17 protein-coding genes are annotated in these 20,473 nt (G+C 58.6%); 11 read left to right on the top strand and 6 right to left on the bottom strand.

Annotated elements, in window-relative coordinates; translation table 11 throughout:
• The first annotated feature begins 231 nt into the window (after positions 1-231).
• Entirely contained in the window at positions 232-444 is a 213-nt protein-coding gene (locus ETC00_RS10540; RefSeq protein WP_171565976.1) for a cold-shock protein, read from the top strand.
• Between the two features lie 521 nt (positions 445-965).
• Here ETC00_RS10540 and pdxR read toward each other — a convergent pair.
• Positions 966-2,405, bottom strand: coding sequence for a MocR-like pyridoxine biosynthesis transcription factor PdxR (pdxR, locus tag ETC00_RS10545; protein ID WP_171565977.1), 1,440 nt, complete (start codon positions 2,403-2,405; stop codon positions 966-968).
• Positions 2,406-2,639: 234 nt separating this feature from the next.
• On the opposite strand from pdxR, the gene ETC00_RS10550 reads away from it, so the two are divergent.
• The 8 genes from ETC00_RS10550 (at position 2,640) to cimA (ending at position 11,335) form a co-directional block, all read left to right on the top strand.
• Positions 2,640-4,109 (top strand): catalase, encoded by a 1,470-nt coding sequence (locus ETC00_RS10550; protein ID WP_171565979.1) that lies wholly within the window; start codon positions 2,640-2,642, stop codon positions 4,107-4,109.
• Positions 4,110-4,186: 77 nt separating this feature from the next.
• Positions 4,187-4,675: a redoxin domain-containing protein gene (locus ETC00_RS10555; RefSeq protein WP_171565980.1), complete on the top strand. Its 489-nt coding sequence runs from the start codon at positions 4,187-4,189 to the stop codon at positions 4,673-4,675.
• A gap of 39 nt (positions 4,676-4,714) precedes the next feature.
• The gene (locus tag ETC00_RS10560; protein ID WP_171565982.1) at positions 4,715-5,509 is read left to right on the top strand and encodes a thymidylate synthase; all 795 of its coding nucleotides are present in this window, start codon (positions 4,715-4,717) and stop codon (positions 5,507-5,509) included.
• On the top strand, positions 5,506-5,994 hold the full coding sequence (locus tag ETC00_RS10565) for a dihydrofolate reductase (protein ID WP_171565983.1): 489 nt from the start codon (positions 5,506-5,508) through the stop codon (positions 5,992-5,994). Before ETC00_RS10560 ends, ETC00_RS10565 begins: the two co-directional genes overlap by 4 nt.
• Before the next feature lie 238 nt (positions 5,995-6,232).
• Positions 6,233-7,438: an amidohydrolase gene (locus ETC00_RS10570; protein ID WP_171565984.1), complete on the top strand. Its 1,206-nt coding sequence runs from the start codon at positions 6,233-6,235 to the stop codon at positions 7,436-7,438.
• Positions 7,439-7,520: 82 nt separating this feature from the next.
• Positions 7,521-8,621, top strand: coding sequence for a YheC/YheD family endospore coat-associated protein (locus ETC00_RS10575; RefSeq protein ID WP_171565985.1), 1,101 nt, complete (start codon positions 7,521-7,523; stop codon positions 8,619-8,621).
• Positions 8,622-8,757: 136 nt separating this feature from the next.
• Positions 8,758-9,591, top strand: a complete 834-nt coding sequence (locus ETC00_RS10580) for an alpha/beta hydrolase family protein (RefSeq protein ID WP_171565987.1) — start codon at positions 8,758-8,760, stop codon at positions 9,589-9,591.
• Between the two features lie 121 nt (positions 9,592-9,712).
• Positions 9,713-11,335, top strand: coding sequence for a citramalate synthase (cimA, locus tag ETC00_RS10585; protein ID WP_171565988.1), 1,623 nt, complete (start codon positions 9,713-9,715; stop codon positions 11,333-11,335).
• A gap of 132 nt (positions 11,336-11,467) precedes the next feature.
• On the opposite strand, the gene ETC00_RS10590 is transcribed toward cimA, so the two are convergent.
• From ETC00_RS10590 to ETC00_RS10610, 5 genes are all read right to left on the bottom strand, one after another.
• Positions 11,468-12,751 (bottom strand): MFS transporter, encoded by a 1,284-nt coding sequence (locus ETC00_RS10590; protein ID WP_171565989.1) that lies wholly within the window; start codon positions 12,749-12,751, stop codon positions 11,468-11,470.
• A gap of 271 nt (positions 12,752-13,022) precedes the next feature.
• Positions 13,023-13,643, bottom strand: a complete 621-nt coding sequence (locus tag ETC00_RS10595) for a cupin domain-containing protein (RefSeq protein WP_171565991.1) — start codon at positions 13,641-13,643, stop codon at positions 13,023-13,025.
• Positions 13,644-13,919: 276 nt separating this feature from the next.
• Positions 13,920-14,150 (bottom strand): DUF1128 domain-containing protein, encoded by a 231-nt coding sequence (locus ETC00_RS10600; protein WP_171565992.1) that lies wholly within the window; start codon positions 14,148-14,150, stop codon positions 13,920-13,922.
• A gap of 54 nt (positions 14,151-14,204) precedes the next feature.
• Positions 14,205-16,697 (bottom strand): U32 family peptidase, encoded by a 2,493-nt coding sequence (locus ETC00_RS10605; protein ID WP_171565993.1) that lies wholly within the window; start codon positions 16,695-16,697, stop codon positions 14,205-14,207.
• Positions 16,698-16,856: 159 nt separating this feature from the next.
• Complete coding sequence (locus ETC00_RS10610) at positions 16,857-17,447, bottom strand: TetR/AcrR family transcriptional regulator (RefSeq protein WP_029098589.1); 591 nt, start codon at positions 17,445-17,447, stop codon at positions 16,857-16,859.
• 195 nt (positions 17,448-17,642) lie between these two features.
• On the opposite strand from ETC00_RS10610, the gene ETC00_RS10615 reads away from it, so the two are divergent.
• Together ETC00_RS10615 and ETC00_RS10620 are read left to right on the top strand one after the other, a co-directional pair.
• Positions 17,643-18,122 carry an N-acetyltransferase gene (locus ETC00_RS10615; RefSeq protein ID WP_171565994.1) on the top strand — a complete coding sequence of 160 codons (480 nt, stop codon included), beginning with the start codon at positions 17,643-17,645 and terminating at the stop codon, positions 18,120-18,122.
• Between the two features lie 201 nt (positions 18,123-18,323).
• Entirely contained in the window at positions 18,324-20,408 is a 2,085-nt protein-coding gene (locus ETC00_RS10620) for a methyl-accepting chemotaxis protein (protein ID WP_171565996.1), read from the top strand.
• The last annotated feature ends 65 nt before the right edge of the window (positions 20,409-20,473 follow it).

The following is a 20,473-nucleotide window of genomic DNA, read 5'->3' on the forward strand; positions in this document are numbered from 1 at the left end:
TTCCCCTTTACAATTTTATCAATATTGAACATATTGTGACGATGAATAGTCTAACATGAAAGCGCTTTAAAATCTACTGGTAAAATCAAACGAATAGCAAAAAGATATCAAAAAATTAGATTGAACGTTTCCGGCGTGCGACATTCTTTCGTGCTGCGTTTCCACTTTCCCATGCATCCGCATATGATGTGATAAGCGAGCGAGCTGCACTGACGACAGGGAGGAAGGGCAATGATTGAAGGGAAAGTGAAATGGTTCAGCAAGGAAAAAGGGTACGGCTTTATCGAACGGGAAGGCGGCCCCGATGTGTTTGTCCACTATTCGGCCATCGCCGGAACAGGATACCGCAATCTGGAAGAAGGTGAATTGGTCACGTTTGACATCGTCAACGGCCAGCGCGGCTTGCAGGCGGCAAATGTGGTCCGCAAGAACAGCCAAAGCTGACCGCTGGCCCCGGCCGGCAGCGAGGAGGAGCAACAGTCGCCAGCCGGTTGCGCCTCGACAGACAGTCCCTGCAGACGTACAAGACGCCGTTGCTCCCGCGGGAGCAGCTGGCGTCTTTTTGCGCATGTCTTATTGTCGGGATAAAAATATGAAAAAGGCAATCAACAAAACGAGCGTGAGGGACAGATAGATCGAAAGCAGGTTTTTCGACCGTCTGGCAAAACTTCTTCTCGTCTTTTCTTCCGGATTTCGGCCAATCAGGATGGTACTGACAAGTCCGATGAAGGATAGAACGAGGACGGCTATGATAAAGGGATAAATGCTCACATCGGTACACTCCTTTCGGTCTTTGCCATGCGCCAGCGAGGAGCTGAACACATGGGGCCACATGCTTGTCCCACACGATCATATCCCGTTGTTCGCCGAAATGGACCATCCACTTGCCCACTTTTTTGCCCATCCACTTGAACGACTGTCGTTCCGCGGGTGCCGTGACCCTGGGGGAAAAAAGCGGCGGGCGGTCATTGGCGACAAACGGAGCGATACGCCTCCGCCAGGCGGCTGATCGCGTCCTGAATCCGCTCTTTTGGGGGGCGTCCGAAGGTGAAGCGGACGAACCCTTTTTTTGATCCGAAGACCATGCCCGGGACAAAGATGACGCCGCGCTTGACCGATTCGGCCAGCATCCGGTTCTCGCTCCACTCGCCCGTCAACCGGCACCATAAATGGATTCCTCCTGCGGGCGGCACAAACTCTACGCTGCCGCCAAACGACTCGCGAAGCGAACAAACAAGCCGCTCGCTGCGGCCGGCCAGCTCCCTGCGCAGCATGTCCAGATGGGCGGGAAACCACTCCGAGGACAAAAAGCGGTTCGCCAACCACTGGGGAAAAATGCTGTGCCCAAAATCGATCTGCTGCTTGGCGTCGGCCAGCCGCTCAATGACCGTTCGGGGCCCGACAACCCATCCGATCCTCAACCCGGAGGCGACAATCTTGGTCAGCGAGCTGATGTACAGCACGGTGCCGTGTCGATCCAGGGACTTCAACGTAGGAACATGTTCGCCCGAAAAGGCGGTCAGGCTGTACGGGTCGTCCTCCACGATGGGAATTCCGTGTTCAGCCGAAATCTCCAACAGCCGTTTCCGCCGGGGCAGGGAGAGGAACGTTCCCGTCGGATTCTGAAAGTTGGGGTTGAGAAAGACCATTTTGATCCGATGCTTGCCGTGCAGCGCCAGCAGTTCGTCCGGATCGATGCCTTCGCTGTCCACGGGGAGCGGAAAAAGCCGCACGCCCGCCGACCGGAACAGCGGCAGCGAGTAGCAGTACGACGGGTCTTCGATCGCCACGGCGTCGCCCGGCTGGAGCAGGCACTGAACCACGAGATGCAGGGCCTGTTGGGCGCCTGCCGTCACCAGGATGGACGAGGGAGCGGCATCGATGCCCTTCCACGTCTTCATGTGGGCAACCAGCGTGTCACGCAGCTGCGGATTTCCTTGCGGATGTTCGTAGCCAAAGTGACAGGGGAAGTCGCCCGCGGCCAGCAGCTGCCGAAACTGCTCGTGCGGGACCAGTTCGGGAGACAATTCGCCGCTCGCCAGGTCAAGCATGTCGCTGTCCTGCGTGTCGCGGCGTATCTGGCGGATCAGAGGCAGGTTGGGACGGAACAACCCCGCCTCTGCCATCCGCTTCCAGTCGGGCGTACGATTCCGGGCCAAGCCCCAGATGTCCCGGCTCACAATGGTTCCGCTGCCTTGTCTCCGCTCCACCAAGCCGGCCGCCCGCAATTCCTCGTAGGCGGTCACGACGGTCGAACGGTTGACCTGGAGCTCCTTGGCGAGCAGCCGTTCGGACGGCAGACGGCTCCCGGGCGGAAACTCTCCGCTGGCGATCCGCTGTTCCATCCATTCGGCAATTTGTTTGTAGACAGGTGTATGTCCCTGACGGATCGGTTTCCAATCCACCTTAGCATCCCCGGCTTTCTCCTAATACTTTCGTGTCGCCGTTATTATAGCACAGCCCGTCCGGTGACCGCGAAAATACGGATCGCTGCCGCTCCGCGCATGATTCAGATGATAATACATATTTCTTTTTAATAATAATTATTGAAAGATAATTGTTCTTGTGTTATGGTTAATGCGTGACAGTGATAATGGTTTTCAAATGATAGTTATTCTAATCAAATGGGAGGCATGATCATGGAGAACCGTAATGTTTTGACGACCAATCAGGGAGCGCCGGTGGCGGACAACCAAAACTCGAAAACGGCCGGCCAGCGCGGACCGACGCTGCTGGAAGACTACCACCTGATTGAGAAGCTGGCGCACTTCGACCGCGAACGGATTCCGGAGCGCGTCGTTCACGCCCGGGGGGCGGGAGCGCACGGCGTGTTTGTGACGACGGCCAGCATGGCGAAATACACCCGGGCCGCCTTTTTGCAGGAAGCAGGCACGGAAACGCCGGTGTTCGTCCGCTTCTCCACGGTGATTCACGGCGGCACGTCGCCGGAGACGCTTAGAGATCCGCGCGGTTTTGCCGTCAAGTTCTACACCGCCGAAGGCAACTACGACCTGGTGGGCAACCACCTGCCCGTCTTCTTTATCCGCGACGCGATCAAGTTTCCCGACATGGTGCACTCGCTGAAGCCGGCGCCGCACAACAACATTCAGACGCCCAACCACTACTGGGATTTCATGACGCTGAGTCCTGAATCCACGCAGATGCTCACCTGGCTGTTCTCCGATTACGGGACGCCGGCCAACTACCGCCAGATGGAAGGGTTCGGGGTTCACGCCTTCAAATGGGTGAACAAGGACGGCCAGGTCGTATACGTGAAATACCACTGGAAGCCGCTGCAGGGCGTCAAAAACCTGACGGCGGAAGAGGCGCGGGAAATCGGCGGCCGCGACTTCAACCACGCGACCCGGGATTTGTACGAGGCGATCGAAGCCGGCAACTTTCCGCAGTGGGATCTGTACGTGCAAATTCTCGATCCGAAAGACATGGACGCGTTTTCCTTTGACCCGCTCGATCCCACGAAGGTATGGCCGGAGGACATGCTGCCGCTCGTCAAGGTGGGCACCATGACGCTCAACCGCAACCCGGAGAATTACTTTGCCGAAGTGGAGCAGTCCGCCTTCGCCCCCAGCGCACTGGTGCCGGGCATTGAGCCGTCCGAAGACAAACTGCTCCAGGGCCGTCTGTTTTCCTATCCGGACACTCAACGTCACCGTCTCGGGCCCAACTACCTGCAGATCCCGATCAACTGCCCGTACGCGCCGGTGCGCAACTACCAGCGGGACGGGGCGATGCGCATCAAGCAGGACGCATCGCGGATCAACTACGAGCCGAACAGCTACACGGAAACGCCGAAACAGGCCCCTGAGTACGCGGAGAGCCAAGCGCCGCTGCACGGGGTCACGACCCGCCAGCGCATCGCAAAAACCGATGACTTTACCCAGGCGGGTGAACGCTACCGCTCTTTCAGCCAGACGGAGCGGGACAACCTGATCAAAAACCTGGTGAACGACCTGAAATCGGTCAACCGGGAGATCCAACTGCGGGCCATCTGCAACTTCTTCCGCGCCGACGCCGAGTACGGCATGCGCGTAGCGGAGGGGTTGGGCATCGACATCAGCGGATATATCCCGCAGCCGTCGGGCGAGTAACCCCCTGAGCGAATCCGGGCCGGCGGGGCTGAGCCGGCCTCTGATCCACCCTGATCTTCCGTGTGAGGAGGGATAGTATGCGGGTTATTCAAGCCTTGTACAAGTATGCGCTGCCATCCACCGACGGCGTTCGCGTCTCCTGCGGCGAACTGCTGCGGGACGCGAACGGCCTTGTGCTCGTCTCGTTTCCGTTTGCCTTCACCGAGACCAGCGAACAGGCTCTGGCCTGGTTCCGCGATCAGTACAGCCAGTTTGCGGAAAAGAACTGCCGCGTCGTCGGGCTCAGCGTGGAAAACGTGTTTACGCTGAAGGCGCTGCGGGAAAAGCTGCACCTGCCGTATCACCTGCACAGCGACGCCAACCGGGAAGTAAGCCGGTCGCTCGGGATTCTCCTCCCGGAAGTGGCGGGGGTCAGGGACGTCACCGATAGTTCTGTCCTGTTCGTGGACCGCTTGCGGCACATCCGGCGCTGGACGTACGGCGGCGGTGCGTCCGATTTTGAACGGATTCAGCGGGAACTGGTCAAAAGCCTTGTCCCATTTCCGTCCCATTTGGGTTACTATTAAAGGATGGGACAACTGCTGTACGCAAGGGAGCGATGAATGATGAAACAATACCTGGACCTGTGCCGCCGGATTTTGGCGGAGGGGACCGTCAAACAGGACCGGACGGGAACGGGCACGATCAGCATCTTTGGTCACCAGATGCGGTTTGACCTGCGCGAAGGCTTTCCTCTGCTGACGACGAAAAAGCTGCATACTAAATCGATCATCCACGAACTGCTGTGGTTTTTGAAAGGCGATACCAACATCCGCTATCTGCAGGAGAATGGCGTGCGGATCTGGAACGAGTGGGCGGACGAAAATGGCGAGCTGGGGCCGGTGTACGGCAAGCAGTGGCGCTCGTTTGCCGGTCCGGACGGGAAGACGGTGGACCAAATCCAGTGGGTTGTAGAGGAAATCAAGCGCAACCCCGATTCGCGCCGGCTGGTGGTGAGCGCCTGGAACCCCGCCGAGCTGGACAAGATGGCGCTGCCGCCGTGCCACGCGCTGTTCCAGTTTTACGTCGCGGACGGCAGGCTCTCCTGCCAGTTGTACCAGCGCAGCGGCGACACGTTTCTCGGCGTGCCGTTCAACATCGCCAGCTACGCGCTGCTGACGCACATGGTTGCCCATGTGACCGGACTTGAGCCGGGCGAATTCGTGCATACGCTCGGCGACGCCCACCTCTACCTCAACCACGTGGAGCAGGTGAAACTGCAGCTGACTCGGGAGCCGCTGCCGCTGCCGCAGCTCAAGCTGAACCCGGCGGTCACGTCCATCTTTGACTTTACGTTTGACGACATCGAGATCGTGGGTTACGAGGCTCATCCCCACATCAAGGGGGAGGTGTCGGTATGATCAGCATGATCGCGGCATACGCCCGCAACCGCGTGATCGGCAAGGACGGCGCGATGCCGTGGCATTTGCCCAACGACTTGAAGCACGTCAAGGAAGTGACCACCGGCAAGACGATCGTCATGGGGCGCAAGACTTTTGAGTCGCTGGGGCGGCCGCTGCCCAACCGACGCAACGTCGTGCTGACCCGCCGGCGCGATTTTGCCCCGCCGGGCGTCGACGTCGTGCACAGCGTGGAAGAGGTGCTGGCGCTGGGCGACGTAATCATCTTCGGCGGCGCCGAACTGTACCGCCAGTTCATGGATCTGGCCGATCGGCTGTACATTACGGAAATCGACATGGAGGCAGAGGGAGACACGTTTTTCCCTGAGTGGGACCGTGATGCTTTTACGCTGGTGTGGAAGCGGGAAGGAACGGTCGATGAACGCAACCCGGTTCCGCACACGTTTTACCTGTATGAACGAAAAAACAGAAGCGGCGGTGCGTGAGCCTGCTTCCCGTCCCCCATACTACAAAGCCGGACACCCGATGCGCGGCACCGCGCGGATACGGTTGTCCGGCTGTCTTTTTGCATGCGCACCATTATAATGAAGAAATTTTTCGAAATTAATCACCAAGAGCAGCAGGGCATGTTGTTATATTTTTATATTTATACAAAGCTATGAATAAAATATCGTTTTTGTTATGATGGAAAAAGAGAGCTGAAAGAGGAGCGGGAGGATGGACATGCTGCAGGAGAAACTGAAAGAACTGCTGAGAGAAATAGAACCGCAGATGGTCGCGTGGCGCCGCCATCTGCACCAGTATCCGGAGCTGTCGTTCCAGGAGGAAAAGACGCCCGCCATGATTGCGGACATCCTGCGCCAACTGGAGTTTGACGAAGTGCGGACCGGTGTGGGCGGACGCGGCGTCGTCGGCGTGCTGCGTGGCGGACAGCCGGGTGCCACTGTCGCCCTGCGCGCCGATTTTGACGCCCTGCCGATCCAGGACGAAAAAGAGGTGGAGTACAAGTCCAAGGTGCCGGGCGTGATGCACGCCTGCGGCCACGATGCCCATACCTCCGGACTGCTGGGGCTGGCGACGGTGCTGTCCCGCCACCGCGGCGAGATCCCGGGTACGATCGTGTTTTTGTTCCAGCATGCCGAGGAGGAAAATCCGGGCGGAGCGATTCAGATGGTGGAAGACGGCGCGCTGCAGGGGGTTGATGCCATTTTTGGCGCACACCTCTGGTCGATGTGTCCGGTCGGCACGGTCTGGGTGAACGCCGGCCCGGTGATGGCCAATTGCGACGACTTCATAATCGAGATCCAGGGCAAAGGAGGGCACGGCGCGATCCCGCAGGAGACCGTCGATGCTATCGTGATCGGTTCCCAGATCGTGGGGGCGCTGCAGACGATCGTCAGCCGCAACATCAGTCCGCTGGAGAGCGTGGTCGTCACGGTGGGAACCTTTCACGCCGGAGACAACTACAACGTGATCGCTGACCGCTGCCGCCTGACGGGCACGGTCCGCTCGTTCCTGCCGCACGTGCGGGACAAGGCGGAACAGCGGCTGATCGAGATTGCCAAAGGCACGGCTGCATTGATGGGAGGCAGCGCGGAAGTGACCTACATGCGCGGCTACCCGGCCGTCATCAACAGCGAGGCAGAGACAGAGATCGCCCGCCAGGCGGCCGCAGCGGCGGTCGGCTGGGACAACGTGGAACGCATGGAACCGATGATGGGAGCGGAGGATTTCGCCTACTATCTGCAGCACGTGCCGGGCTCGTTTCTCTTTGTCGGTGCCGGCAATCCGCAAAAAGGGGCAGAGTATCCGCACCACCATCCGCGCTTTGACATTGACGAAAGCGCCATGCTGATCGCCGCCGAAGTGCTTGGACGCGCCGCTCTCGATTTTTTGGACAAACACGAAAAGCGTTCACGAAGCGCCTAACCCTTGTGGGCCCTGGCGCTTTTTTTCACGTTCGGCCATAAGCTGATGGGGAGAAGTCATCCACAGAGAGGGAGGACGACACGTGAAAAAACGGATCGGCATTCTGACCTATCGGGGGGAAAATGGTTTTTACGAACAAGGATTTTTGCGCCGGCTTGTCCGGGAGGGAAAGCTGATGGGGGCGGAAGTGTTTGTCTTTTCCCCGCAGGATGTGAACGCTGCCTCCCGCATGATCAAGGGGTTTACGCCGGGAGCGGACGGCTGGAAAAGCAGCTGGTACGCTTGGCCCGATATCGTAATCGACCGGTACCGCTACTATCCGATAGCGAAGCACAAGAATTACCTGCCGTTCCGCACCAAAAACTTGTTTCGCTACGCCAACAGCCGCTTTGCCAACAAGTTTCGCGTCCATCAGGTGCTGATGCAGGAGGAGGAACTGCAGCGCTGGCTGCCGGAGACGCGGCTCTACAAGCGGGACGTGCTGGCCGACATGCTGAAACGGCACGGCATCGTCTACGTCAAGCCGACCAATGGATCAGGCGGACGCAGCATCCTGCGGGTGGAGCGGAGAGGCAAGGTCTACCTGCTGCGCGGACGGACCAAGAAGCAAGGGAGGAAGCATGCCGTCCTGCCGACGCTGTCGGCGCTGACCGCCGAAATCGAGCGCTGGACGAAGCGGGAAAAATTCGGGCAGGAGCAGTTCTTCCTGCAGCAAGGGCTGGATTTGACCCTGCTGCCGGGACGGACAGTGGACGCGCGATTGTTGATCCAGAAGGATGGAAGCGGCAAGTGGAGGCTGACCGGCGTGGGAATGCGGCTCGGTCCCAAGCAATCGTCCACGTCCAATCTGCACGGCGGCGGGACCGCGTTGCCGGCTGGCCGTTTTCTGGCCTATCGCTTCGGCGTGCAGGAGGCGGAGCGGATTCTCTGCGAGTGCCGGGAGCTGGCGCTGAAAACGGTGGAAGCGATCGAGAAACATTTCGGCTCCATGATGGAGTTTGGGTTTGATTTGGGCATTGATGCAAACGGCCGGGTGTGGATCATCGAAATCAATCCCAAGCCGGGTCGTGATATTTTCCGCAAGCTGGGCCAGTGGGACCGCTACCTCCATGCTGTGAGAAGACCGCTGGAGTACGCCCTGCATTTGGTGTCTGACGAGCGCATCGCCTCCCATACCGGATAAGGCCTTCTGCCATGGCGGAAGGTCTTTTGCATTTTTCTTTGATACAGCGAATCTGGCTTCGCTCCGACGGGTTTCCTTTTGGGCGTTGCTGCCTTCATAATAAGATAAGAAAAAACCCCCAAAGAGGTGAAGAATCATGATGGAGTCGTTTCGCATTGCCGCCGGCGAGGACTTGACGATCCGCGGCGACTTTCACGCGAAGAGCGCGTCGCCGGACCAGCCGCTCGTGATCTTTTGCCACGGGTTTAAAGGGTTTAAGGACTGGGGCAGCTTTCCCTACGTCGCCGAGCAGTTGGCTGAGCGGGGCATCGCCGTCGTCCGCTTCAACTTTTCCTGCAATGGCGTCGGGGAAAGCCTGACGGAATTTGACGAGCTGGAAAAGTTCGGGCGCAATACATACGCGCGTGAGGTGGCCGATTTGACCATCCTGACCGGGTGGCTGCTGCAAGATGGCGGAGCGTTCTCCGCCTGGTTTGACAGGGAAAAGCTGTTTGTGCTCGGGCACAGCAAAGGCGGGGCGGACGCGATCCTGTTTGGGGCGGGCAACCCGCTCGTCAAAGGGATCATCACCTGGAACGGCGTGGCCGACGTCAATCTGTTTGACGAGAAGCTGCGCCGGCAAATCGCGGAGCAGGGCGTCGGCTACATCGCCAATGCCCGGACCGGACAGCAGATGCCGATCACGAAGGCGGTCATCGACGACGTGGATCAGAACCGGGACAAGTACGACCTCCTGGCGAAAGTGGCGAGCATGCCGCAGCCGCTCTGCATCATCCAGGGGCGGGATGACTACGATCGGCTGGTGAAGGGAGCGATGCGCCTGCACGAGGCGGCGCGGGAGAGCGAACTGCACTGGATCGAAGCGGGCGACCACACCTTCAACACCCGCCATCCGTTTGCCGGCACCTCCTCCCAACTGGAAGAGGCAATCGAACGAACCGCCGCCTTTGTCCACGCCCGGTGCACATGAGCAAAAGCGGCGAAATCACGCGTTTTCTTTCCCTATGGGCTGTGGTATACTGAATAGCATCATATGGTGAATGATACAAATAATTCAGAAAAATGATAGAAGCACATGGGGTGGAGAGAAGATGAAAGAAAAGGTGTATCTGTACGATACGACACTGCGGGACGGCACGCAGGGCGAAGGCGTCAGCCTGTCGGTGGAGGACAAGGTGAAGATCGCCGTGAAGCTGGACCAGTTTGGCATCGACTTTATCGAAGGCGGCTGGCCCGGCAGCAATCCCAAGGACATGGCCTTCTTTGAGCGGATGCGGGAAATTCCGCTGAAACACGCGGTGGTGACAGCGTTTGGCAGCACCTGTCGGCCCAACGTGGCGGCAGAGGAGGACGACAACCTGCGAGCCCTGCTGGAAAGCGGCGTCAAGGCGGCGGCCATCTTCGGCAAGTCGTGGGATCTGCACGTCACCGACGCGCTCAAGACTACCTTGGACGAAAACCTGCGGATGGTGGCTGACTCCGTCGCTTTTCTCAAATCGCGGGGGCTGACCGTCCTGTTTTTGGCCGAACACTTTTTTGACGGCTACAAGCACAATCCGGTCTATGCACTGCGCGTGCTGGAAGCGGCGGAGGAGGCAGGTGCCGACTGGATCGTCCTCTGCGACACCAACGGCGGCAGCCTGCCGCACGAGATTTTCGATACCGTCCGCACGGTAAAGGCAAGCGTACAGACACCGTTGGGCATCCATCCCCACAACGACGGCGAACTGGCCGTGGCCAACGCGCTGGCGGCGGTTCAGGCGGGCGCCCAGCAGGTGCAGGGGACGATCAACGGGATTGGTGAACGGTGCGGCAACGTCAACCTGGTCTCGGTCATTCCCAATCTGCAGTTGAAACTTGGCTACGACTGCGTCGCTCCGGAGCAGCTCAAGCAGCTGACCAAACTGTCCCGTTTTGTGGCGGAGATCGCCAACATGGCGATGCCCAACAACCAGCCGTTTGTCGGCAACAGCGCATTTGCCCACAAAGGCGGCATCCACGTCAGCGCCGTGCTGAAAGATCCCAAGACCTATGAACACATCGACCCGGAATTGATCGGCAACAAACGGCGCGTGCTGGTCTCCGAACTGGCCGGCCAGAGCAACCTGCTGGCCAAGGCAGAGGAGCTGGAGATCGACGTGGCGCTGGACAGGCAGGAAGCGCGGGAGATCGTCAAGCGGATCAAGGAGCGCGAATTTCAGGGATATCAATACGAAGGGGCAGAGGCATCGCTCACGCTTATGCTGCTGGAGGCGGCGGGCAAGCTGCGCCAACTGTTTACGCTCGACTCGTTCAAGATTTTGATGGAAAAGACGGCAGACCAGTCGATCTCTTCGGAAGCGATGGTCAAGCTGCATGTCAATGGCCAGGTCGTCCACACCGCTGCGGAAGGCAACGGTCCCGTCAACGCTCTGGACAACGCGCTGCGCAAGGCGCTGGAAACCCACTTCCCCTGTCTGGCAGAGATGTATCTGACCGACTACAAGGTGCGGGTGCTGGACGAGAGCGGGGCGACGGCGGCCAAAGTGCGCGTCCTGATCGAATCCGCCCGCGACGGAGAAAAGTGGAGCACGGTCGGGGTCTCCACCAACGTGATCGAAGCGAGCTGGGAAGCGCTGGCGGACAGTATCCGCTACCTGCTCTGGAAAGAAGGCTGCGAGGAGGCGGAGCGGCCGGAGCAGACGGAAGCGCGCGTAGGCATCGTCAACCACTGATAAAAACAAAAAAACGGGTCTTCCCTCAGGCAGTGCCGACGGGAGGGCTCGTTTTTTTCGTGCAGTGTGGGCGGCGTGTTCCGTGCCGGATATGGGAAAGGGACGCCATGCTGCCGGGATGATGCGCCTGCGTCAAACCGCTTGTCCTGCGTCCTCATTTGCCTCGCCAGCTTTTTGCCCCTCTCCGAGGTCGAACGAGCGCAGCCCCGCGTTCATTCCGCCAATTGCCGCGCACAGGGCCAGCAAAAGCGCTCCCAGACCATAGCTGGGTTTCGCGCCGATCACGTCCGCCAAGGCGCCGATGCCGCCGTAGGTGATCGGGATCGAGATGTTAAACGCGATCGACGTCATGCTGTTCACCCGCCCCCGCATCCTGTCGGGAATCAGTGTCTGCATCAGCGTGCTCAACGGAATGTTGCAGACCATCACCCCGATTCCCAGCAGAAAATTGCCCGCATACGCCATCCATGCAAACGGGGCGACGGCAACGCTCAGCATGCCGACAGCTTCCAGACCCAATCCGGCGAGAAACCACCGCCCCACTTTTTTGGGGGAGAGCGTCCCGACCAGGATTCCGCCCAGCAGAAGTCCCAACGCGATGGAAGTTTCAAACCAGCCCAACATGCGGGCGTCCCCGTGAAATTCGCGTTGAATCAGCATGGGGGGCAGGACGTTGGTTGGAGCCAGGGCGACATTGGCAAGCGTCCCCAACAGCATGAGAAGCAGCACGATCTTGTTGTTTACCAGCCAGTTCAGCCCCTCCTTGATCTCGCTGTTCACGCTCTTTGCTGACGCGGAAGAGGCCGCAGGCTGGGCCTTGTCGTGGCGAATCCGCTGCACAAAAGCCAGAGACACCAGAAAAGACAGCGCATTGATTTCGATGGTCCCGGCAACGCCGATTATCGCGACCAAAATTCCGCCCAGCGTGGCCCCGATCATCCGCATCAACTGCATGGTTACGGACAGCAGGGCGTTGGCGCTCACCAACTCATGTCTGCCGACCAGATCGGGAATCAGGGAGGTTTGCGCGATGCGAAAGAGCGTTCCGGCCATCGACGCGCAGATCGTGATGACGTAGAGATGCCACATGTGAAACGAACCGCTTGCGATCAGCACGCCCAACAGCAGCATGGCAAGCATTTGGAAAAGGTCGGAGAACTGCATGAGACGTCTTCGGTTCAGACGATCCGCCAACACGCCAAAATAGAGCCCCACGAAAGGCTCGGGCAAAAACTTGAGAATAAACAGCAGTCCCGTTTGCAGGGCGGAATGTGTCTGCTCGTAGACGAACCACATCAATGCGACGCTGTACACATAATCGCCCAGTGCAGATACGGCACGGGCAAGCCAGAGGTTGCGCAGGGAGGAGTTGGTCGCAAGCATTCCGGTAAAGCGGGAGAGCGGCAGGCCATTCAAAACGAAATCACTTCCCCTGTATGGTGAATTTTCTGACACAAGCATCCGCTACATTAAAAATAGTGAAAAATGTGCGATTGTCAAGAAAATATTTCCATACAAGGGATGTTTTGCGGTTGTAGGTGACGCCGGAGAAAGGAGAGGGGACCTCTCCCCACAAAATGATAAGGAGAGAGGTTCGGTGTGCGGCTGCCAATATCCTTGTTGTCAAGCAAAATGGGCTGGGACTCTACATGGTCAGTAATTGAAACGATTTGGCAGCGCTGACACGTTACCAATACGGCTGCTGATGATACGGATGGGGAAGCGGTGCAGGTTGATATCCCTGCGCTTGCGGTGCATACGGTTGATAGCCCTGTGGTTGATGGCAGCCTGTTGGAGGGCCGATGAAGAGCGAACGTTGGATGGGGGCCAGCGTATTTTTGACGCTGGACTCATTCAGGCAGTATGTGTACGCCCATATTTCGCTGGGTGTCAGTCTCAGGATATCGGACCCCAGGATGACTTCGGGGATGGGTGCGTTGAAGATGGCAAGCAGATGCGTGTTGTCAGCGGTTGCGATTTCCCAGTGCCACCAGCCTTGGGGGATGTTGACCACTTGGCCCGGCGTAATCTGATAATGATGAAGGCGATTGGTAAATGGGTTGATGAAGGAAACATTGGCCGCTCCGGAAATGCAGTACACCAGCTCGGCGGCATTTTGATGGTAGTGAGGCTCCACGACGTTGCCCGCGCTGAGGAAGATGTCCAGCAAAGACACGTTGTCCAGCGTATTCAACTGTTGGGTGGAGAGGACGTTGATGTAGTTGCGGGGATCCTTTTGGACGAGCAGGTTATTGTTGACGTCAGAAAAGAATTGGGCTGACGTCGTGTAATCGATATACAAAGTCATGGTGCAATCCACCCCGTTTCCAGTGGAATTTGATTACGAGATATGCGTATGTCTCGGATGTACGGGATGTTCGCCCAAATTAAGCGGGGTGGGACGTGCCGTTTTTGCATCGAGGAAACAAATGAAACACGCCGTACCACTCTGCGGATACGGCGTGTCGTCAATCAGGAAGCAGGGCGAAAGCATGAGCCCCCGCACGGCGCGGTTGCAGCGATCCTCGCGCAGGTTTCCCGGGGGCTGGGCTCTAAGTCTAGGGCCTGACTATTGGGCCCCGGGTCAGGACTGCTTCCGCATGCTGCCCAGTTCTTCGACGATGGCGGTCATTTCGTTGATGCTGAAGCTCGCTTTTTTCTGCACCATGTTGTACAGGTACAGCAAGTCTTCGTAATGGGTCAGGTCGAAATCCTCCGGCCGCATGACGGCGGTGTTGGCCATGTTCAGTTTGGACTTGATGCCTTCAATAATCGTCGCCAGGTTTTCCGGCGTGGGCTGGGAAAGGTCCGCCATAATCAATCTCCTCCTCACAGGGTATGGGTAAGGCCGGGACGGTATCGACCGGTCCTATTTGGTGAGCTGGCCGCGGGTGACGCCCAACTGGTTGGTCGCTTTCAGCGTCCGCCAGACGTGGGTGCCGCTCACTTCGCCGCGCAGCGCCCGGCGGTAGAGGTCGATCACCTCTTTGACTCGCTCCGGCTCTTCCTCCAAAAACTCGACGCGGTAGCTGCCCACGCCCAATTTGATAAATTCATTCAGGTACTCCGCTCCCGACTGGTCGATGGCGTTGTACACCGTGTTGCGGCAGCCGGTATCGACGCGGACCGGATGGGAGAATCCGACGCGGTCGCGCAGCGAGACGCGGTGGGACTCGCACGGCTGGCCGCAGTTGGTATGGTCCGTGCCGGGGCTGAGGAACGTACAGTAGACGCAGTGCTCCGTATGGAACATCGGCAGGTGCTGGTGAATCACCACTTCGATTTTGGACGCATCCGTTTTGCCAAGCAGGTCCACCATTTGCTGGATGTTCAGATCGTACGAGGCGGTTACCCGCTTGAGACCGCACTCCAAAAACAGCGAGACGGCCTTGTGGTTGGCCACGTTGAGCGAGAAATCGCCGATCAACGGGATGTCCATCTCGCCGCGGCGGGACATGTAGTAGTACAGCGCGCCCGTGTTGCGGACGAGGATGGCGTCCGGCTTGCTTCTGGCGATCAGGGCCAGCACGCCGTTTTCATCCGGCATGTGGATGCGCATCGTGGCGATGCCGATGGGTTTGCCGTACCGGTGGGCCAGTTTGACCGCATCCGGATACTGTTTGACGAATTCAAAATCGGCGTACAGAAAGTCGACGTCGGTCTGGGCGGCCGCCTCCACCTGCTCCAGCGAACGGCAGAGTGCGGTCAACAGCGGTTTGTCCACCGGCTGTTTGGCAGGCACGTCGGCGTAAACGTCTACGCGCCGCTTCTGGTACACCGGCATTTTTGTCCGCAGGTGGAGAAGCTGCTCCACCGCTTCCCGCCGCATCCGGTTCAGTTCGCTCACGGGCAGGATCAGGTCGCCGTCCAGATCGGTCGTCAGGTCCTGGGCATTCAGGGAAAACAGGGTGCCCCCCAGCCGGCTCAACTGCTCGTACAGCAGTTCTGAGGTCAGCGGCCGTTTCAGCGCTGCTTCCAGCGGCATTTCCGACTTGACAGTCACGGCGTGGTCGGCCGTTTTGTCCACCCAGGTGACGGACAGCTTTTCGCCCAGCCGGCCGACGACGTGCACCGCGAGCGGGAAGGTGCGGTACGGCTTATCTGTCTCGAATGTTTTGCGCAGCCGTTTGTCCAGCTCGGGGTCGTTCGTCTTCCAGACGCGGTCGCCGACATTGATCCGCTGCAGGTTAACGTCGTTTCGTCCCATGACGATCTCGTAGAGGCCATTCTCCACTTCGCCCTCCACCTTTTTGCCGCGGCTGAGGATGTCGTAGACGCGTCCGCCTTCTTCTTTTTGCGTCGGATCGCCGGCGTCAAAGACGATGCCGTCGCCCCGTTTCAAAGGAGCGTTCAGCTCTACCAGCACCGCGTGCTTCAGCACTTTTTTCACCGTGCCGAGATAGACGCCGCGGCTTTTCGGGAAGGTGCCGTCCAGCAGCGTCTTGTTGTTGGTGCCTTTCAGGAACCCGTGTGTAAAGCCGCGGGAAAAGCTCTGCTGCAGCTCGCGGATGTCCTGTTCGCTCGGCGCTGCCTCCTCGCCGGCGAAGTAGCGGTCGATCGCCGCACGGTATTTGCTGACCACATTGGCCACGTACTCCGGCGATTTCAGCCGGCCTTCGATCTTGAAGGAGGTGACGCCCGCCTCGATCAGTTCCGGCACCAGGTCGATTGCCGCCAGGTCTTTGGGCGACAGCAGGTAGGCGACGTTGCCCATCTCCTTTTGCATCCCGTCCACGATCAGGTCGTAGGGGAGGCGGCAGGCTTGGGCGCATTCGCCGCGGTTGGCCGAGCGGCCGCCCCACATTTCCGAAGTAAGGCACTGGCCGGAGTAGGAGACGCACAATGCGCCGTGCACGAACACTTCCATCGGCAGCTTGGCCTTTTCGCCGATCACCTTGATTTCCTTCAGCGAGTTTTCACGCCCCAGCACCACACGCTCCAGGCCAAACGGCTTGGTAAACTCCACCGCTTCCGGAGAGGTGATCGTCATCTGGGTTGAGCCGTGGATGGGAAAGTCGGGGGAAATCTCGCGGATCAGCTTGACGAGGCCGAGGTCCTGCACGATCACTGCATCCACTCCGGCGTCGATACAGGCTTCGATCAGCTCCTGAGCTTCCTTCATCTCATCTTCAAAGACGAGGATATTAAAGGTAAGAAAACCTTTGACTCCGTACATGTGCAAAAACGACATGATCTCAGGCAGTTCGGACATGTGGAAGTTCTCGGCGCGGGCCCGGGCATTGAATTTTTCCACGCCGAAGTAGACGGCGTTTGCCCCGTTGGCGACGGCCGCGCGCAGACACTCCCAGTTGCCGGCGGGAGCCAAAAGCTCAATATCTTCACGCTTGATCCCGTTTCGCATGTGTATGTGAATACCTCCAACGTGTTGAACAGCTTTTCTTCATCATCATAGGGAAATGTCCCCGACTCCGCAAGGAAAAGATGGGCCGCAGGCGGGCAGGCATTTCCTTCCGGCGGTCAGCGCATCCAACATGCCAGAAGGGCCGGGCACATGATGAGCTCATGCGTCCAGCCCTTCAAACACGATGGAGACCTTCTCTTCCATGATTTCCTCCAGAGCCCAGGCTCCTTCGCTGCGCACCCAGTCGTACAGGGCGTTGTAATAGATGTTTTCCAGCATGTTTGCCGCGACGAGCGGATTGAACTTCGCCTTCAGCCGCCCTTTTTCCTGCGCTTCTTCGATCAGGTCCGCAAACAGCTGCCGAAGTTCGTAGTAGACGTTCTTTTCGTTTTCCAGGATCTTGCGGTGTTTCATCGAGGACTCGATCAGCACCTTGATAAAATCGTAATTCTGGATGTTGACCTCGTTCATGATTTTATAAATCCGCAAGACCTTCTGCTTGCAACTGTCTCCGTAGTCCCACTCTTCCCGCCGTTCTTCGATTTCCTGCAGCCGTTCGTATCCCCAGTTGGCGAGGATCGCTTCCTTTGATGTGAAGTGAAGAAAGATGGTGCCGCGGGCGACGTCCGCTTCTTCGGAAATCATGTCAATGGTTGTGTTTTCAAAGCCGTACTGCTTGAACAGCTTGATCGCGGCGTTGAAAATCTTGTCGCGCGTTTCCCGCTTTTTTCGCTCCCTGCGTGTCGTCAAAGGGAAACACCTCCGTTCTATTATTGTGATTATAGCACAATTGTTCCATTTAAAAGAAATGCGTTTGTCCGCCCAATAGCAAAATGACGGAAAAAAGGATAGACTTCTCTTTCGACTGGATGTATATTTATATATCATAATGAATAATTATTATGTGGATTGAGGCGTTGAGGAGATGGAGTGGGGGAGTGCAGAATGAGTGTCACAAAGACGTTGACCGTGCGTCAGGCAACCATGAGGGACGTCGACCAGATGCTTGAGATTATTAATCAATATGCACAACAGGGGCTGATGCTGCCGCGGACGAAACTCTCCGTCTGCGAACACCTGCAGTCGTTCGTCGTCGCCCACGACGGGGAAAGCGTCATCGGCGTGGCCGGCCTGCATATTCTTTGGGAGGATTTGGCGGAAATCCGTTCGCTTGCCATCGCCGAGAAAGCCAAAGGCATGGGCGTCGGCAAACAGTTGGTGCTGCATCTCGTGGAGCAGTGCCGTCTGCTGGGAATCAACCGGGTGCTGGCGCTTACCTATCAGAAGGCATTCTTTGAAAAGTGCGGATTCCGCGTGGTAGCCAAGGAGACGTTGCCGCAAAAGGTATGGAAGGACTGCATCAACTGCTCCAAGCTGCCGATGTGCGACGAGATTGCGATGATCGTGGAGACGGCGACAGCGTAGGCGTCACCGTTCCCCGCCGGCAGGACGCGTGTGTGCGGCAGGCTGTATCAGCCGTCGTGCGGGCGCGTTTTTTTTTTGCCAATTTTTCTGACACGCACGGACAAAACTGGATATTTTTTTCTAGGTCTATGGTAATATATTTGTACCATTCATAGAATTTAGAATTTAGAAAACACAGGTCGTTTCAAGGGGGCTCATGTCATGAAATTGGGGGCGCGGGTATTGATCGCTTTGCTGCTGACCGGCGTTGTGCCGCTGACGGCAGCGGGGGTGTTTGCCTACACGGAGACCAAGCGGGGCCTGCTGGAGGGCAGTGCGGCGACGCTGGAGGCACTCCGCAACAGCAACAAGGAGCAGGTGGAAAACTACTTCCGCGAACGCTCCAAAAACCTGGAGACGCTGGCGGCGTCCGGTTCGGTGGTGCAGTCGCTGGCCGCCTTTGATGGCGTGTGGAAGCTGGGACGGGAGGCACCTGCCTACCAGGAAGCGGAGCAAATCTGGGGCAAGGAACTGAAGATGGAGGTGTCCCGCTACGGGTTTGCCAACGCGTACCTGCTCAACGCGAATGGCGACGTGGTGTACCAGACGAATCCGCAGGCCGACTTCGGCACCAACTTGTACGACGGTCCGTACAGCGGCACCCCTTTGGGGCAGACGGTAAAACAAGCGGCCAAGGGATACAGTCTGGAACTGTCGGACGTCAGCCGTTACGAACCGTCCGGCGGCGTGCCCGCCGTTTTCATGGCCGTGCCGATCTTTGATCACGGGACGGTGATCGGACAGCTCGCCGCAGAGGTTTCCCTGGACTATGTCTCCCGCCAGTTGAACCGGCGCGAGGGGTTGGGTGAAACAGGGAAAATCTACCTGATCGGGGCGGACAAGCTGATGCGGACCGAATTGGGGAACGGGCAGGAGACGATGCTTAGGCAGAAAGTGGAGACGCCGATTGCCGAACAGGCGCTGTCTTCCGGCAGCAACGCGGGCACGGCCCAAGCCGTCGACTATCGCGGGGAGGAGGTGCTGGTCGCCTACGACCGGGTACAGGTGGGCAAGCTCAACTGGGCCATCCTGGCGGAGATGAACATGACGGAGATCATGACCGGGCCTAATCAGATTCGAAATGCGATTATACTGTTTAACGGCATTGTGCTTGTGCTGGTGATGGCCATCGCCTGGGGGGCGTCTGCCGGTCTGCGCCGCTCGTTCGCTGGCCTTCTGTCCATCGCCGGGCAGATCGGCCGGGGAGATTTTACCGCGCCCTTTCCCGCGAGGTTGCTGAAACGCGCGGACGAGCTGGGCGAGCTGGCCCGTTCCCTGCTTGCCATGCGGGAACAGCTCCATGAGATTTTGCGGCAGGTGCGGCAGGCGGCTGCGTCGGTGACGGAATCGGTTCGCGAGATTCACGGCAATACCGCGGAGATTGCCTCTTCCGGCGAGCAGATCACCCGGGTCGTCGAGGACGTGTCAGCGTCGGCCGACAGGCAGGTAGACAAAATGGGGCACACGCTGCATTTGGCGGAGGAACTGACCGCCAGCGTCCACAGCGTTACCAGCCACGTGGAGCAGGTCACGCTTTCGTCGCGCGAGATGAAGGACGACGCTGAAGCGGGACGGCAGGCGGTGGAGGCGGTCATCGCCAGCATGGAGGAAATCGACCGGGCGGTGACGGCGACGACGCAGACGGTACAACAGCTGGAGCAGCGATCGCGTGACATATCACAGATCATCGCTGTCATCACGGAGATCGCCCGGCAGACCAACCTGCTCGCGCTCAACGCAGGCATCGAGGCGGCACGGGCCGGCGAGCACGGCAAAGGATTTGCAGTCGTGGCGGAGGAAGTGCGCAAACTGGCCGAGGGGACGAACGCGGCGGCGCAGCAGATCGTATCGATGATCAGCGAGATCCAGAAAAGCACGGCCGCCATCGTGGAGCAGATGGACGACGGCACGCGCACGGTGGCGGAAGGAAGGCGGACCGCCGGACAGTCGGATGAGATGTTTCGCCGGATTGAACACAATATCCGCCGCGTCTCTGCGGAAATGGAAGGTGTCAGCCAGGCGTTTGCCCGGATGGCTCCAGACGCGCAGCAGGTGGTGGCGGTCGCCCAGGAAGTATCGGCTGCTTCCCGGGAGGCGGCAGCCGGCGTGCAGGGCATTTCCGCCGCTGTCGAAGAGCAGAACGCGGCGATGGAGCTGATCGCCGCTTCCGCGAACCAACTGGCCGTGCTGGCGGAGCGGCTCACTAGCTCGCTGACGGCGTTCCGGCTGGACGACAGAAAAGAATAGCAGGAGCGGTTGGCAAAGGGACGGCCTCGGTTTTCTTGCCGCTTTCCCCAAACCGGGCCGAGCCC

It is taken from the genome of Brevibacillus sp. MCWH (genome assembly GCF_013096935.1).
Lineage (GTDB): Bacteria > Bacillota > Bacilli > Brevibacillales > Brevibacillaceae > Brevibacillus > Brevibacillus aydinogluensis.